The sequence below is a fragment of the Kribbella sp. NPDC055071 genome (assembly GCF_053608045.1).
In genome coordinates this window covers 1-15,137 of record NZ_JBSGUS010000050.1, presented here as the reverse complement: position 1 = coordinate 15,137, position 15,137 = coordinate 1, and the positions used below count along the sequence as shown (strand labels likewise).

The window sequence follows — 15,137 nt, the reverse complement described above, 5'->3', positions numbered from 1 at the left end:
AACGACCGCTGCCATCCCTTCGTCTGGACCCAAACACCCGACCAGATCCTCAAGAAAGCCAACCGTCACCAAACTTCAGAAACGGTCCACTAGCGTTCAGGAAGGACCAACGGCGCCTTAGTGTCGGACGAATTGTCCGACGTCGTTAACCAGTGACCAAAGCGCTGTTGTGAGCGACAAGATGGCCGCTCCTGGGGGTATCCAACGCCTCGGGTGTGTGTTGTTCCAGCATCGTCGTCGGTAATGCATCGGTAACCTCCGCCTGGGCGAGCCGAACACTCCAGTGCTTGACAAGGTCGTTCGCACGATCCGAGACGAAGTCGGCTCAGCGACCGCTCGAAGCTGCCGAACGATCATCTCCGGAATCGTCGGCGTTGCTATCCGGTACGGCGCCATTCCGGTCAACCCGGTAAGGGACGTCGAGCGAATCGAGGGCCAGCCGAAGAAAACACCCCGCGCGCTAACCGCAGCCGAACGCGAGGCTTGGTTCAACCAGATCCGCACCGACCCCGAGGCCGTGGCCGCCGACCTGCCCGATCTGACAACCTTCATGCTCGGCGCCGGTGTACGAATCGGCGAATCGCTGGGTCTGCTCTGGTCCCAGGTCGACCTGGTGGCGGGGAAGGGAGAGATCACTCACCAGGTCATTCGCGCGACGGGGCACGGATTGATCCGCGTTCGCACGAAGTCGCGTGCTGGTGAGCGGGTTCTCATGGTGCCGACCTGGTGCCTCGTAATGCTGCAGAAGCGTGCGGAGGTAGGCGCACCCGACGAGCAACCAATGTTTGCTGACTCCAAAGGGCGGGTTCCGGGACCCCTCGAACGTCACGCGGGATCTCCGAAAGGCTCGATCGCCCATCGGCAGCCGGAAGCGGCGAGCTCTCAGCAAGCGTCTGCTGAGGCTCCGGCGAGACGCTGGACTCACGCCGACCCAGGCGATGGCCGGACCCGGGTGGAAGGGCTTCCGGCTCGGTCTGATCGAGCAAGCCCGATTGAGGCTGCCAGTGGACGACGCGGAGGAACTGCTCACCCTGTACAAGGTCCGCGAGCCAGAGCGGGCCGAGCTACTGGAGCTGATCGAAGACGCATCGAAACCGATCGACGCGGACGCGTTCTCCTGGCTGACCTCGCACGTGTTCCGGAAGACCACCGCGACGCTCCTGGACGATGCAGGCCAGAGCGCCCGGGAGATCGCCGACCAGCTCGGCCATGCCCGACCGTCGATGACCCAGGACGTCTATATGGGCCGGAAGGCGAAGAACCCGAAGGCGGCAACAGCGCTGGAACATGCGCTGGGAGGTGAGCCGGAGACGAAAACCATGGGGTAAACCATGGGTGGAGGCGACTACAGGCCCCGGGTCAGGCTTCTGACCTGGGGTTTTGTAGGCCCCGTCGGACTTGAACCGACAACCCGCGGATTAAAAGTCCGCTGCTCTGCCAATTGAGCTAGAGGCCCTTGGGGTCCAGTGTGTCAGGTTTGTCCAGGGGATTGGGGGGTGGGTGGGGGTGATGGGTGTTCGGGGTCGGGTTGGCGGCGTACCGTCCGTGGGAGGGGAGCTTAGGGGGTACGACGATGGGGGTTGTTGAGCGGGCGGCGATCGTTGAGGGGCATCGTGAGGTGGTGGATGCCTGGCGGGAGATCGTTTCGCAGGCGGGGACGTTGGGGTTGGCCGATCGGATTGTGATCGGGGTGACGTTGAAGGCACGGGCTGAGGCGCTGGCGGCGTACGAGGGACTGGTCCGGGACGCGGGGGACCTGGCCGGGGATGCGCGGGCGTTTGCGGCGGCGGTGCGGACGCAGAATCCGTTGACGGCGGTGTGCTGGAGTATCGGGCTGGCCGCTGGGGTGCTGGGGTTCTTCGGAGTGTGGGGGTTCGACGTGGTGAAGCGGGTTGTCTCACCGTCGTCGGAGGTCGAGCTTGCGCAGACGACGGTGGCGCTGGTCGGGGTGCTGATTGTGGCGGCGGGGGCGGTGGTCGTCGGCGTACTGCGGGCTGCGGTGAGCGCCGGGCATGCCGGCTTGGAGAACGGACTCGTGTCCGCCGTGTTGTTGCGCGAGGTGCGGCCGGCTGAGGAGCGGTTGTTCGCGGTGTTCCAGCGGCAGGTGCCGGAGCCGGCGGTCAGTTCGGTGCCGTTGATCGTGATGGGGATCGGTGGGCTGCTCGCGGGGATCGCGGTCGCCGTCCTGGCCGGCGTGGGCCAGTAGGTCACGAAAACGACGCGGTTCGGCGCAGAAGCCGGCCGAACTCTCGCGTGACGCAGCGTGACGGTGGTATGCATCGGACTTCGCCCGGGAAGTCCGGGCGCTGACAATCCCGCCGCGGGGGGAACCGACGGCGGGTTGGGGGGAACTGTGCCTTTCATTCGTGCTGCGCTCGCATCGGCCGCTCTACTGGTCGTCGGGGCAGGCTGTGGACCATCATCCGGTACGACGGACGTCGCCGACCCACCCGCGAGCGTCGCCACCATCACCAAGCCGACCTCCACACCCACATCCACACCGACCACACCGACCACACCGCCGACGACGGCAGCCACGCCGACCATCGAACCGCCCACGACGACCAAGCCGGCGATCGTCAAGCCGATCACGACCAAGACGAGGGTGTTCGAGTACCGCACGATCCCGTTCAAGAAGAAGACGGTGACGGACGACTCGATGCCCAAGGGCGAGAAGACCATCCGGACGGCAGGGGTCGATGGGACGCGCAAGCTGACCTATGAGATCACGTGGGTGAACGGCGTACAGAAGGCGAAGCGCCTGGTCCGGCAGGACGTCTCCAAGCAGCCGACGACGCAGGTGACAGCCGTCGGCACACAGGTCGAGGAGACCGAATCGTCCGGCTGCGACCCGAACTACAGCGGCTGCGTCCCGATCGCCAGCGACGTCGACTGTTCGGGCGGCAGCGGCAACGGTCCGGAGTACGTCGCGGGCCCGGTCGAGGTCATCGGGTCCGACATCTACGGACTGGACCGCGACCACGACGGCATCGGCTGCGAGGACTGACCAGCCGCAGACCGAACCAGCCGACGACTGACCTAACCAAAGGCTGATCCAGCCGGCAGCGCCACGCACGCGGCCGGCTCAATCACGAACCTGCGGACTCATCATCCGCAAGTCGGGTTAGGCCGGATCCCCAGGCCATCACAATCGCCACGGACAGCGCCAGCTGAGCGTGAGCACCGGTCGTCGCGGGTGATTGTGATGGGCTGGAGATCGGCAGCACGATCTAGGGTGGGCGGGTGCTGGTTTATGTGTTGGGGCCGCAGGATCTGGGGGAGGTTCGGTTTGCGGTTTCGCCGGCCGCTGAGATGGTTCTGTCGTTGCGGGCGCTGAGGGACCCTGGACGGTTTCCGCTGCAGTTGCGGTGGGTTCGGGCAGTGCAGCCTCGTCTACAGGAGCTGGACTGGTCGGTTCTGAAGTGGTTGGTCAACGACACGATGGGCAGCCCCGACTTCCTGACACCCCGGCCGACGTCGCCCCTGACGCAACTCGAGGACGAACTGGCGATCATCGCGGACGTCGACCCCGAAACCTTCGACCGCCAACTCGTTGCGGTCAACAACGCGAGACCTGAGGATCTGGACCCCGTCAAGGTCGTCGACGCACTCCGCGAGTACTGGGACGCGGTCATGGCGCCGTACTGGGATCGGATGCGCGCGATCCTCACCGCCGACATCAGCTACCGCGGACACATCCTGACCCAACACGGCACCGACGCGATGCTCAACGGACTCGGCCCCGCGATCACCTACAGCGACGGACTACTCAAGGTCGACCAGGTCAGCGACCCCAGCCGCACCGAGAAGGTCGACGGCCGCGGACTCGTCCTGCAGCCGACCTTGTTCGGGCCGCATGCGGTGATCCCGATGGAGGTCGGCGCCGCGCCCATCCTCGGGTACCCGCCGCGCGGCCAGGCCCACCTGTGGTCCGTCGTCGAACCGCCCTCACGACAGGATCTCGCCCAATTGATCGGTACGCCGCGCGCCCACATCCTCACGCTGCTCACGCATCCGCGCACCACGACCGACCTGGCCGGCGAGCTGAAGGTGACGCCGTCGGCCGTGAGCCAGCACCTTCAACTGCTGCGTCGTACCGGTCTGGTCGAGCCGGAACGTACCGGTAAACAAGTGCTTTACCGGCCGACCGAGCTCGCCGCACTCCTGACCGGATCCGATCCGACCTGAGCTATAGTCGAAACTCCGCGGGAGCTTGCAGGAGTGGGCTGAGAGGGTGACCGGACCGTCACCGACCGCTGAACCTGAATCGGGTAATTCCGGCGTAGGGAGGAAGCGATGCAAGAGCCTGTGTGGGTGAACGGTTCGGCGACCGACGTCGCCCCGGGTCGCTCCGTCGCCGAGCTGGTGCGGGAGTATTCCGACCGACAGACCGGGATCGCGGTGGCGATCAACGAGGATGTGCTGACCAAGGCCGAGTGGGCGGAGACGACCCTGAAGCCGGGCGATCGGGTCGAGATCGTCAGTGCGGTCCAAGGAGGCTGACATGGATGATCCGTTCGAGCTGGGCGGCCGCACGTACACGTCGCGACTCATCATGGGGACCGGCGGTTCGGCCAACCTGGAAGTGATGGAGGAGGCATTGATTGCCTCCGGCACCCAATTGACCACGGTCGCGATGCGTCGGCTGGGCACGGGCCACGAGGGCTCGGTCCTCGACGTACTCACGAAGCACGGCATCGACGTCCTGCCGAACACGGCCGGCTGCCACACCGCCGCCGAGGCGGTCCTCACCGCCAAGCTCGCCCGGGAGGCCTTGCAGACCGACCTGATCAAGGTCGAGGTCGTCGCCGACGACCACCTGCTCCTGCCGGACCCGATCGAGCTCCTCGACGCCGTAGATGCCTTGGTGGCCGACGGTTTCACCGTCCTCCCCTACACCAACGACGACCCGATCCTCGCGCGCCGGCTGGAGCAGGCGGGATGCGCTGCGGTGATGCCGTTGGCCGCGCCGATCGGTTCCGCGCTCGGCATCCGGAATCCGCACAACCTCGCGCTGATCGTCGAGGCCGCGAACGTCCCGGTAATCGTTGACGCAGGCATCGGTACGGCGAGTGACGCGGCGCTGGCCATGGAGCTCGGCTGCTCCGCGGTCATGCTCGCCACCCCGGTCACGCGGGCCGAGAAGCCCGCGCTGATGGCCGCGGCGATGCGCGACGCGATCTCGGCCGGTCGCAACGCACGCCTGGCCGGCCGCGTCCCGAAACGGTGGCAATCGGCCCACGCCTCATCCCCTACCACCGGCCTACCGACCTTCTGAGGAAGACCTTTGCGCAAGTTCTCGTACCCACAACCGGACGGTGTTGCCGCCGGCAAGGGATACAGCCATGTCGTGACCGGGCCTGGTCAGTGGGTGGCGATCTCCGGGCAGGTCGCGCTGGACAGCGACGGAAAGTTCGTCGGAGTCGGGGATCCGGCCGCGCAGGCCCGGCAGGTGTTCGCCAACCTGGAAGCCTGCCTGAAGGCCGCGGGTGCCACGTTCGCCGATGTGGTGAAGCTGACCTTCTACGTCACCGACATCGCGTATCTGCCGGCACTCCGCGCGGCCCGCGACGAGTACGTCGACACCGACAATCCACCCGCCTCGATGGCCCTGCAGGTCGCCGGGCTGTTCAGTCCCGACGCCCTGGTCGAGGTCGAGGCCGACGCCATCATCTGAGGCTAGCGCAACAGATCCACCGCAATCCGCGCCGCTTCGCCAATGGCAGCGTCGACCCGCGGCTGTCGGAAGTCACCCCGAGCGCTGCGAGTGAACACAGCAACGGCGAACGCCGCGCCACCCGGCAGCGTGACCACGCCGACCTCATGCCGCAGAGCGCCGTACGTCCCGGTCTTCCCCGCGACGAGCACCTCGTCATGCGGGAAACCGGACGCCAACCTCTGCAGGAACACCTGTCGCTGCATGGTCGCCCGCACAAACGAGGTCTGCTCGGTCGAGAGCAACTCACCCGCCCACAATCGCCGCAAGAGCAGCGTCAGGTCCCGCGGACAGCTCGCCGACGCGTTCGCCGCGTCGTAGACCCCGTCCGGATCGGTCTGATCGTTGTCCGCGAGTACGGCGAGGGCCGCATCCGGACTCGACAGACCGGTCAACCGCTGCAAGTACCGCAGCTGCGAAGCGGTTCCCCGCCGTACGGAGGTCCGTCGCAGACCGAAAGACTCGAGCAGCGCGGCCAACCGCTGTACGCCGACAACGTCGAGCAACGCGTCCGCCGAGGCATTGTCCGACACCGTCATCATCGACAGCGCGAGATCCCGCAGCGACGCCGTCACCGGATCCGCGAACAGCGCCAACCCGGTCGGTCCGTCCGTCCGCGTCGACGGATCCAACGTCACCCGCGTCCGCGGATCCACCTCACCCTGATCCACCAACCGGCAGAACCCAGCCAGTAAAGGCAGCTTGTAAACAGACGCCATCGGTACGACGTCATCCGCATCGACCTCGACCGTGGCGTCGGAATCGTCGAGCGAGACCGCATGCAGCCAACCCCGTACGCCGGCATCCTCGAAGACGCCCCTGATCCGCACATTCATGAGATCACCAGGGCGTCCGTCAGCTGCGCCATCACGTCCGTCGGCCGGAGGAACGGCGTACGCGTCCGGGACCACACCAGCCGAAGCCGCACCGGCAGCGGGTCGTCGACCAGTCGATGCCGCCCGATCCCCGGGGCGGCCAACGCCGGATCCGCCGTCACCACGATCGCCTGACCCGCCGCAGCCATCGCGAGCCCGGCCCGCTCATCCGTCACCACGACCGTGCCACCTTCCGGCCGATGCAACGCCAATGTGTCCAGGAAGAGATCCCGAGCCGCCGGAGCCTCCGCCCGCGGCCGAACGGCGACCGGCAGCCGACCCAACCGCCGCAACTTCAGCTCCGAACCGTCATCCGGAGTCAACGACGTCGGCACCAGCGCCCACGTCGGCAGCAACGTGACCGCCCCGGCCTCCAGCCCGTCCAGCACAGTCGGATGCAGTACGGCGGCCACCGTCAGCCGCCCCGTACCGACCTGGCCAACCAACGAACTGGTCGGCGCAGACACAACCGTCACCCGGCTCCCCGGGATGACCGCACCACAAGCCGCCGCCACCGCGGCTCCGGCCGACGGCGGAACCTCCGGCGCGAGTCCAAGCCGGATCTCCGGGCCTTCCGGATCCCTCCCGATCGCGGCCTGGTGCAGCTCCTCGATCGAGGTCAGCGCACGCCGCGCATACGGAAGCAGGGCGGCCCCGGCCGCGGTCAGCTCGACCCGACCCTGACCGCGCTCGAACAGCTTCGAACCGACGAGCGCCTCCAGCCGGCGCAGGCCCTGGGACAGCGGCGGCTGGGTGATACCGACAGCCCGGGCCGCATCGCCAAAGTGTTGCTCCTCGGCGAGCGCGATGAAGATCTGCAGATGCCGTTCAGTCAGCATGACCCAGCTGACCTGCGGCGATATCTCCAGACAATCGGATCATGCGTCAGAGCATATTCGACATGCCGCGCTCGCTTCACCTTGACTGAAGGCTCAGGTACGGCGAGAGAAGACAGCGTGAAGGTGAGTCGCAGAGGCATGTTGACCGGCGCAGCCGCGGTCGGAGCGGCCGGTGTGATCGGAGCCGCGACCCGCGAGCAGGTCGCCACAGCAGAAACCGAAACAATGACCCAGCAGCGGACGCCGGTGGAGATCACCTGGTTCGGCACGCACGCATGGCAGCTCAAGTCCGGCAACAGCGTCGTACTGACCGATCCGTGGCTGACTCGCTTCAAGACCGGCACGTTCACCCCGGAGGGCGCGGACCCCAAGACCAAGCTGGTGATCAAGCCCGAGGTGATCGATCGCCACCTCACCACGGCCGACGCGATCCTGGTCCACCACGCGCACTACGACCACATGGCCGACGTTCCGTACGTCGCGAAGAAGACGCAGGCGACCGTCCTCGGTACGCAGACCCACGTCAACCTGCTCAAGGCGATGCGGACCCCGGCGGACCTGCTCTCCCCGGTTCGCGGCGGCGAATACCTACCGTTCGGCGGTTTCACGATCGAGGTGTTCCCGTCGCTGCATTCGTGCAGTGGTGAGCGGCACACCTACGCCTGGCCGGGCTACCACCTGGAGTCGGTCCCGCCGCGTCCGCGGGTGATCGAGGACCTGGTCGAGGGCGGCACGCTCGCGTTCGTGATCACGATCGGCGGCCTGCGCATCCTCAGTCTGAGTACGGCGAACTTCGACCCGAACGCGCTGCGCGGCCTTCAGGTCGACGTCGCGTTCGCGGCCCCCGGCGGTGAGCCCGGCATCACCGATCGGCTACTGCAAACCATCAAGCCGGTGAAGACGGTCATCGCCACGCACTGGGACGACTTCGACAAGCCGCTCGACGAGCCAGGTGTCCCGTGGACCGATCTGGCCCCACTCCGCGCCTCGGTCGAGAAGACCGGCGCGAAGTTCGTCGTACTGGATCACCTGCAGAAGGTCACGCTTTGACGCGGTAGTGGTACTGCGAGACGGTCCGGAAGCCCAAGCGGTCGTAGAGGGCCCGGGCCGGCTCGTTGTCCGCGAGCACGCAGAGCCAGACCCACCGCGCGCCCAGTGTCGTTGCCTTCTGCAACAAGCCCTGGATCACCGCGAGTGCGATCCCCTGCCGGCGGAAACGCTCGTCGACGGCGAGGCAGTACAGCCCGGCCGTGTCCTCGACCAGGGCGAGCCGCCCGATCCCGCGAGCCGGCCGACCTTCGGGTACGACGGCGTACACAGCGTTCCCGCGGTCGAGAATCTCCCGGGCCGCCGCCTGCTCAGCCGAACCACCCCGCCCGTCGATGCTCCACCAGAGATCCATCCAGTCATTGGTCGGAGCCGACGAAATATTCACCCCGACCGACGGTGTCGGCAGCTTGGCGAGCACCTCGGAGATCTCGGCGTACTGCACCAATGTCGGCGTCTTCACCTGATAACCGCGCGCCTCGAGATGGGCATCGAGGTCGGACGGCTGGACCGCCGGAGTGATCTGGAACGACGGTGTGATGCCGTGGGATTCGTACAGATTTTCGACGTAATTCAAGGCTTTTCCGACGTCGAACGGCGTCCGCGCAGGCAGCACCGAATTCGCTCGCAGCGTCACACCGGCGTTGCGTCGGACCAACCAGCCGTCCAGCTCGGTCTTGGCCTCGGCAGGCCAGCCTTGGTTCATCAGGGAATCCATCCGAGCTGCGCTGATCACTCCACCGAGCGTAGAACTCAGCGGATCAGATTGCAAGACATTGAATATTTATTCATAGCTCCGCGGGCCGCTGGTCAGGACGCTGTCCGCAGCGAGCCGATGACGTCCGCGAGCAGATCGATGCCCTCGACAACTTCTTTTTGGCTGAGCGACCCGTACCCGAAGACCAGCCCGGCCGGCCCCGATCCCGACACCCAGTACGGCGCCAGCCCGTAGACCCCCAGCCCGCGTTCGCGGGCGGCGCGTTCGAGTGGCGTCTCGGCCAGATCAGGCGGCAAGAACGCCATCACGTGCAGCCCCGCCGACACCCCGACCGGCTCGAACTCCGGCAGCCGCGCCCCCAGCCGCTCGACCAACGTGTCCCGCAGCAACCGGTAGCGCGGCCGCATCCGGCGCAGATGCCGATCGAACTCGCCCCGGGCCACGAAGTCGGCGAACGCCAACTGATCGAACACCGGCGACCCGCGATCGTCCATCAGCTTCGCGCGCGACATCGGCTCGACCAGCCGGGCCGGCAGGATCAGCCACCCCAGACGCAATCCAGGGGCCAGCGTCTTGCTCGCCGTACCCGCGTAAGCCACGCGATCGGGAGCCAACCCCTGCATCGCGCCGATCGGCTCCCGGTCGTACCGGTACTCCGCGTCGTAGTCGTCCTCGATCACCAGCCGATCGCCGCGCGCAGCCCAGGCCACCAGCGCTGCCCGCGTCTGGGCGGACGCGACCGCCCCGGTCGGGAACTGATGCGCCGCCGTCACCAGTACGACGTCCGCCCCGGACCGCTCGAGTGCGTCGACATCGATTCCGGACTCCAGGACGGGTACACCGACCGCCTCGAGACCGGCCTTGGTCGCCACCTCGCGGAGATCGTTGTCGGACGGGTCTTCCACGGCGAGCCGTCGATATCCCTGCTCGGCGAGGACCTGCAGGATCAGCCGCGATCCCTGGGCGAACCCGTTGCAGATCAGCATGTTCTCCGCGCGGGCCGCCGTACCGCGGACCCGGTTGAGGTAGTCGGCGAGCGCCGTACGCAGCTCTTCGGTGCCGCGACCGTCGAGATAGGCCAGGCTGCGGTACGGCGTCTCGTTCAGGACACGGCGGACGGATCGCAACCAGGCCGCGCGGGGGAATTGCGAGACGTCGGGCCGGCTGTAGCGGAAGTCGATCCGCGGCGGGCCGGTCACCGACTGCGCGACGGCCGCGGCTTCGACGAGCGCGATGTCGGCGACCTGCGTGTAGCCGCCGCCACGGCTGACCAGGTACCCCTCGGCGACCAACTGTTGATAGGCCTCGACCACGACGCCACGCGAGAGCCCCAGGTCGGTCGCGAGCGCGCGGGTCGATGGCATCACGGTGTCCGCGCGCAGCAGCCCGGCCCGGATGCGCGTCCGGATTCCGCTCTCCACCTGCTGATGCAGCGGTACGCCGGTATCCCGCCGGAGCTCGACGAGCAGCTCACCGGTCCCTGAACTGGTCCTGATTCTGCTCACACAACTGGACCTTATCGGAGTACCGCTGCGCTGTCAGGGTTGATCCAGAGCCCAGATCAATGAGGAGTGAGACCGATGACCGCATTGCTGCTGCACCCCGGCGACCGTGGCTACGACGACGCCCGGACCGTCTGGAACGCGATGATCGACCGGCGGCCGAGTGTGATCGCCCGTTGTGCGAGCACCGAGGACGTGGTGAACGCGGTCCGGTTCGGCCGGTCGAGCGGGCTCGAGATCGCGGTCCGCTGCGGCGGTCACAACATCGCCGGTCAGGCCGTGCCCGAGGGTGGGCTGATGATCGACCTCACGCCGATGAACGCGGTCCGGGTCGATCCGGAACAGCAGCTGGCCTGGGTTCAGGGCGGTGCGTTGCTCGGTGAGTTGGACAAGGCTGCGCAGGAGTACGGTCTGGCGACGACTGCGGGCAACGTCTCGCACACCGGGGTCGGCGGGCTCACGCTCGGCGGTGGGATGGGGTGGCTGGCACGGCAATTCGGTCTGGCCTGCGACAACGTGGCGTCGTACGAGGTGGTGACCGCGGACGGTTCCGTGGTGCGGGCGAGCGCCGATGAGAACCCCGAGCTGTTCTGGGCTCTGCGCGGTGGGGGTGGGAATTTCGGGATCGTCACGATGTTCGAGTTCCGGTTGCATCAGGTGGGGACGCGGGCACTCAGCGCGGAGTTCACCTTTCCGGCGTCGGCGGGGTTCGACGTACTGCGCGGGTGGCGGGCGTTGAACGAGACGGCACCACGGGAGGCGACGTTCACTGCGGTCGTCAGGCCGGACTCGGTGACGGTTGGGTACGTGTGGGTCGGCGAAGGCGGGGACGAGCTGCTTGCGGCGTTCCGGGCGCTCGGGCCGGTCAGCGATGAGGTTGTGGACGAGACGACGTACCTGCAATTGCAGACGCGGGACGACAGCATCCAGGGCCACCGGTACCGCCGGTACTGGAAGGGTCACTACTTCAAGTCGCTGCCGGACGACGCGATCCGGGCGTTGCTGGCGACTCCGGGTGTGTCCGCGAGTCTGCAGGCGTACGGCGGCGCGATCGCCGACGTCCCCGATGACGACGCGGCGTTCAGCCAGCGGGACACGCTGTTCGAGTTCGTCACGTCGACGCGCTGGGACGACCCGGCCGAAGACGAGCACCGGATCGCCGAGCTCCGCGCGTACGCCGCGACTCTCGAGCCGTACGCCGGGGGCGCTTACCTGAACACGCTCAACGGCGACCCGATCAACCGGGCCTTCCCGCCGGCGAAGCTGACCCGGCTGACCGCCCTGAAAACGGCGTACGACCCGGCCAACGTCTTCCACCTGAATCAGAACATCCAGCCCGGTACGACGACGGCCGAGTCCGCGGCCTGATCCAGGGCGCGGCATGATGGACAGGTGACGACTGAACTGACACCCGACCTCGCCGCGACGATCGAGGAAGGGTTTGCGCGGCGGGACCGGGCGAACATGCAGCCGACGATCGACTTCTTCCAGCGGCTGCTGACCGAGCACCCGGACAACCCGTACGTGCTCTATGAGGTCGGCGGCTCGTACGACACCGACGGCCAGGAAGAGAAGGCGATCGGGTACTACGAGCGCGCACTCCCGCACCTGACCGGCGACACCCGCCGGAAGTGCCTGCTGCAGTACGGCAGCACGCTGCGCAACCTCGGCCGCTTCGACGACTCACTGGACGTCTTCAAGAAGGCGTGCGCCGAGTTCCCCGAGTCGGACTCGCTACGCGTCTTCAAGTCGCTCACGCTGCACGCGGCCGGCCAGAAGGACAAGGCACTCGCCACGCTGCTCCTGGTCATCGCCGACCGCGTCGACACCCCCGAGATCAAGCGCTACGAAGCCGCGATCCGCGGCAACGCCGACTACGTCGCCAACCTCTGAGGCTCGTCAGGCCTTGCGGGCGACCGCGCCGTAGATGACGTCGCGCGCGCCGGCGAGCTCGTCGTCCCCGGGCGGGAAGCCGCCGGGAGCGTGCCACTCGGCCAGCCTCACCACGCCGGGCTCGAGGACCTCGAGCCCGTCCAGCAGCGATCCGATCTCCTCGACCGTCCGGAACGTCAGCGTCGGGAACGCAGCCTTCACCTTCTCCATCAACTGCCCCGCCATCTGATCGATCGCGCCGCCGTCGCGGGGATTGCACGCGTGGCTGATCGCCACATACGACCCCGGTGGCAGGGCGTCGACGTACCGTCGCATGATCGCGCGCGCCTCGCCGAGATCGTCGACGTAGTGCAGCATCAGCGCCATCACCAGCGCGACCGGCTCACCGTCGGAGAGCAGGTCCGCCACGGCCTGATCGCTCAGCACATCCTCCGGCCGGGTCAGGTCCGCGGCGGCGAAGAACGTCCGGTCGTTGTCCAGCAACAGAGCCCGCCCGTGGACGACCACCGACGGATCGCGGTCGATGTACACGACCGAGGCCGCGTGGTTGCTCGCCTGGGCGATCTGGTGCGTGTTCTGCGCCGTCGGCAGTCCCGAACCGGCGTCCAGGAACCGCGCGATCCCGACCTCTCCGGCCAGCCAGCCGATCATCCGGCCGAGCCAGGCCCGGTTCACCCGGGCCCACTCCGGCGCCTCCGGCGCGATCTTCATGATCTGCCGATAGAGCTCGCGATCGGACTCGTAATTGTCCTTGCCGCCGAGAAAGTAGTCGTACACCCGCGCGACGCTCGGCCGTGTGGTGTCGATTCCAGGCGCGATCAGCCCGCGGTCTCCGGTCGGCTGGTCAGTCACACTGTCTCCTCGCCGTGGGCGCCGGTGCTCTGTCGAGGTTATCGCACAGACAGTCAGCCTCTCACCACGAGGAGTTCAACCTTGTGTAAATACGAGCCTTTCAGCACGCACACCCAACGCCACGCGGAGCCGTCAGCGGATCGGGCAACCGCCGGTCGATCCCGTCGGCCGTCTCCACCGGCAACCCTTCGCGCGCCCAGTACTCGAATCCGCCGATCATTTCCTTCACCGGATATCCCAGCTTGGCGAATTCCAACGCAGCCTTCGTCGCCCCGTTACACCCAGGACCCCAGCAATACGTCACCACCAAAACCCCGTCCGGTACGACGGACGCCGCGCGCGCCGCGATCTCACGCGTCGGCAGATGAACCGCACCGGGAACATGCCCCTGGTCCCAACTCTCCTGACTACGACTGTCGATCAACACCCACCCGGTCACCCCAGCCCCGATATCGGCCGCCACATCCGAAACATCCGCCTCGAACGACAACCTGCCAGCAAAATGCGCAACCGCAGCCTCTTGAGTAGCAGCGGCAATAGTCATGATCCAACTCCTTCACCTTCGCGAGCCACCAGCGTCAGCCATCCCCACCACCTCAAACCAGTGGCAGAAAAGACCCAGCCCAACAAGATCCCGCCAGGACTGGGTAGCTCAGTGTGAGCAGACCGGCGACCGTCCGCGGCCGCTGCTCGTGTTGCCGCCTCCGGCGGGCCGCGGGTCGTGGAACCCCCGCTCAACTGGTGTGCGCAGAACGACCGTGACGCGTCTGGACCTTCCGGAGAGACACAGGTGTGAGCCAATCGGTCACCGCTCCGCGGCGGCTGCCTTGTCGCCGCCTTCGGCGGGGGCGCGGATGGTGGATCCGCCGCCCAGCTGATATGCGCAGAAGGACTGCGCTGCGGCCGAGCCTTGCAGAGGGACTGTGGTGTCGAGGGTGCAAGGACACCGCTTCGCGGCAGCTGTCTTGTCGCCGCCTTCGGCGGGTGCGCGGGTCGTGGATCGGCCGCCCAGCTGGTGTGCGCAGAACGACTGCGCTGCGGCCCGGCCTTCCGGAGGGACCGTGGTGTCGCGGATGCAACGGACCCCGCTGCGCGGCGGCTGACCTGCTGCCGCCTTCGGCGGGGGCGCGGATGGTGGATCCGCCGCTCGGCTGGTGTGCGCAGAACGAATGCGCTGCGGCCGGGCCGTGGAGGGACTGTGGTGTCGCGGTCTCCGGGCTGCGTGATCGTGCCAGTCGGTGCGGCGTGCATCAAGGGCGCCTTCGGCGTCGCTGCGCGATCTACGACCCTTGACCCACACCACCCCGACCAGGGAAGGATCGCAGCTATTCCGGAGCCGCTCACCCGAGTAGTCGCACGCGCGGGGTGTGATCACGGGAGTGGAGCGTGGTGAGGCTGACGAACCTGGCCGGGTGGGACGTCGGCGTGTTCACGGGGGTGGACTGTGGTGAGGCCGACGGGTCGGTCTGGGCGGGACACCGGTGTGTTCACCGTGGTGGATCGTGGTGGGTGGCGGTCCCGGGGTGCTGCTGGACAGACCCGAGACCGGCCAGCCCATCAAATGGTGGGGTCACCCCGGCCAAGCGACCTCCAACTCGCGGGGTTACCCCATGAGCTTGTCCCTTCTCCCACCGAAATCTCACCCGAGAACCGACAAACTCACCGGATAACCCACGAGATGGCAGCCCAGAAGCA

Annotated in this window: 17 protein-coding genes, 1 tRNA gene and 1 riboswitch; of the genes, 10 read left to right on the top strand and 8 right to left on the bottom strand. The window is 67.2% G+C overall.

Features of this window, described 5'->3' with window-relative positions; translation table 11 throughout:
• Positions 1-460: 460 nt before the first annotated feature.
• Entirely contained in the window at positions 461-640 is a 180-nt protein-coding gene (locus ACWF4Z_RS37835) for a hypothetical protein (protein WP_452248060.1), read from the bottom strand.
• A gap of 298 nt (positions 641-938) precedes the next feature.
• Here ACWF4Z_RS37835 and ACWF4Z_RS37830 point away from each other — a divergent pair, with 298 nt between their 5' ends.
• Positions 939-1,328 (top strand): tyrosine-type recombinase/integrase, encoded by a 390-nt coding sequence (locus ACWF4Z_RS37830; protein ID WP_452248059.1) that lies wholly within the window; start codon positions 939-941, stop codon positions 1,326-1,328.
• Between the two features lie 55 nt (positions 1,329-1,383).
• Here the strand turns inward: ACWF4Z_RS37830 and ACWF4Z_RS37825 are convergent.
• A tRNA-Lys gene (locus tag ACWF4Z_RS37825) sits at positions 1,384-1,456 on the bottom strand.
• A 117-nt stretch (positions 1,457-1,573) separates the two neighbouring features.
• Between ACWF4Z_RS37825 and ACWF4Z_RS37820 the strand changes: the two genes are divergently transcribed.
• The 6 genes from ACWF4Z_RS37820 to ACWF4Z_RS37795 all read left to right on the top strand — a co-directional run bounded on the left by ACWF4Z_RS37820 (position 1,574) and on the right by ACWF4Z_RS37795 (position 5,677).
• On the top strand, positions 1,574-2,206 hold the full coding sequence (locus ACWF4Z_RS37820) for a hypothetical protein (protein WP_452248058.1): 633 nt from the start codon (positions 1,574-1,576) through the stop codon (positions 2,204-2,206).
• A gap of 147 nt (positions 2,207-2,353) precedes the next feature.
• The gene (locus ACWF4Z_RS37815) at positions 2,354-3,007 is read left to right on the top strand and encodes a G5 domain-containing protein (protein ID WP_452248057.1); all 654 of its coding nucleotides are present in this window, start codon (positions 2,354-2,356) and stop codon (positions 3,005-3,007) included.
• A gap of 374 nt (positions 3,008-3,381) precedes the next feature.
• On the top strand, positions 3,382-4,188 hold the full coding sequence (locus tag ACWF4Z_RS37810; RefSeq protein ID WP_452248056.1) for a DUF5937 family protein: 807 nt from the start codon (positions 3,382-3,384) through the stop codon (positions 4,186-4,188).
• Between the two features lie 7 nt (positions 4,189-4,195).
• Positions 4,196-4,306: riboswitch (TPP riboswitch) on the top strand.
• Positions 4,297-4,503, top strand: a complete 207-nt coding sequence (gene thiS, locus ACWF4Z_RS37805; RefSeq protein WP_452248055.1) for a sulfur carrier protein ThiS — start codon at positions 4,297-4,299, stop codon at positions 4,501-4,503. It overlaps the preceding riboswitch by 10 nt.
• Before the next feature lies 1 nt (position 4,504).
• On the top strand, positions 4,505-5,278 hold the full coding sequence (locus ACWF4Z_RS37800) for a thiazole synthase (protein WP_452248054.1): 774 nt from the start codon (positions 4,505-4,507) through the stop codon (positions 5,276-5,278).
• 9 nt (positions 5,279-5,287) lie between these two features.
• Positions 5,288-5,677: a RidA family protein gene (locus tag ACWF4Z_RS37795; RefSeq protein ID WP_452248053.1), complete on the top strand. Its 390-nt coding sequence runs from the start codon at positions 5,288-5,290 to the stop codon at positions 5,675-5,677.
• Between the two features lie 2 nt (positions 5,678-5,679).
• Here ACWF4Z_RS37795 and ACWF4Z_RS37790 read toward each other — a convergent pair whose 3' ends face one another.
• Both ACWF4Z_RS37790 and ACWF4Z_RS37785 read right to left on the bottom strand, forming a co-directional pair.
• The gene (locus tag ACWF4Z_RS37790) at positions 5,680-6,552 is read right to left on the bottom strand and encodes a serine hydrolase (RefSeq protein ID WP_452248052.1); all 873 of its coding nucleotides are present in this window, start codon (positions 6,550-6,552) and stop codon (positions 5,680-5,682) included.
• Positions 6,549-7,430 carry a LysR family transcriptional regulator gene (locus ACWF4Z_RS37785; RefSeq protein WP_452248051.1) on the bottom strand — a complete coding sequence of 294 codons (882 nt, stop codon included), beginning with the start codon at positions 7,428-7,430 and terminating at the stop codon, positions 6,549-6,551. The genes ACWF4Z_RS37790 and ACWF4Z_RS37785 overlap by 4 nt, the downstream gene beginning before the upstream one ends.
• A gap of 138 nt (positions 7,431-7,568) precedes the next feature.
• Here ACWF4Z_RS37785 and ACWF4Z_RS37780 point away from each other — a divergent pair, with 138 nt between their 5' ends.
• Positions 7,569-8,480, top strand: coding sequence for an MBL fold metallo-hydrolase (locus ACWF4Z_RS37780; protein ID WP_452248050.1), 912 nt, complete (start codon positions 7,569-7,571; stop codon positions 8,478-8,480).
• On the opposite strand, the gene ACWF4Z_RS37775 is transcribed toward ACWF4Z_RS37780, so the two are convergent.
• The gene (locus ACWF4Z_RS37775; protein ID WP_452248049.1) at positions 8,470-9,213 is read right to left on the bottom strand and encodes a GNAT family N-acetyltransferase; all 744 of its coding nucleotides are present in this window, start codon (positions 9,211-9,213) and stop codon (positions 8,470-8,472) included. The two genes, ACWF4Z_RS37780 and ACWF4Z_RS37775, sit on opposite strands and share 11 nt — an antisense overlap.
• A 74-nt stretch (positions 9,214-9,287) precedes the next feature.
• Positions 9,288-10,700 (bottom strand): MocR-like pyridoxine biosynthesis transcription factor PdxR, encoded by a 1,413-nt coding sequence (gene pdxR, locus ACWF4Z_RS37770; RefSeq protein WP_452248048.1) that lies wholly within the window; start codon positions 10,698-10,700, stop codon positions 9,288-9,290.
• 75 nt (positions 10,701-10,775) lie between these two features.
• On the opposite strand from pdxR, the gene ACWF4Z_RS37765 reads away from it, so the two are divergent.
• A complete protein-coding gene (locus ACWF4Z_RS37765) occupies positions 10,776-12,065 on the top strand; it encodes an FAD-binding oxidoreductase (RefSeq protein ID WP_452248047.1) in 1,290 nt (429 codons plus the stop codon).
• A gap of 24 nt (positions 12,066-12,089) precedes the next feature.
• Positions 12,090-12,590 carry a tetratricopeptide repeat protein gene (locus ACWF4Z_RS37760; RefSeq protein WP_452248046.1) on the top strand — a complete coding sequence of 167 codons (501 nt, stop codon included), beginning with the start codon at positions 12,090-12,092 and terminating at the stop codon, positions 12,588-12,590.
• Positions 12,591-12,596: 6 nt separating this feature from the next.
• Here ACWF4Z_RS37760 and ACWF4Z_RS37755 read toward each other — a convergent pair whose 3' ends face one another.
• Both ACWF4Z_RS37755 and ACWF4Z_RS37750 read right to left on the bottom strand, forming a co-directional pair.
• A complete protein-coding gene (locus ACWF4Z_RS37755; protein ID WP_452248045.1) occupies positions 12,597-13,442 on the bottom strand; it encodes an SAM-dependent methyltransferase in 846 nt (281 codons plus the stop codon).
• Positions 13,443-13,542: 100 nt separating this feature from the next.
• Positions 13,543-13,986, bottom strand: a complete 444-nt coding sequence (locus ACWF4Z_RS37750) for a rhodanese-like domain-containing protein (RefSeq protein ID WP_452248044.1) — start codon at positions 13,984-13,986, stop codon at positions 13,543-13,545.
• Between the last annotated feature and the right edge of the window lie 1,151 nt (positions 13,987-15,137).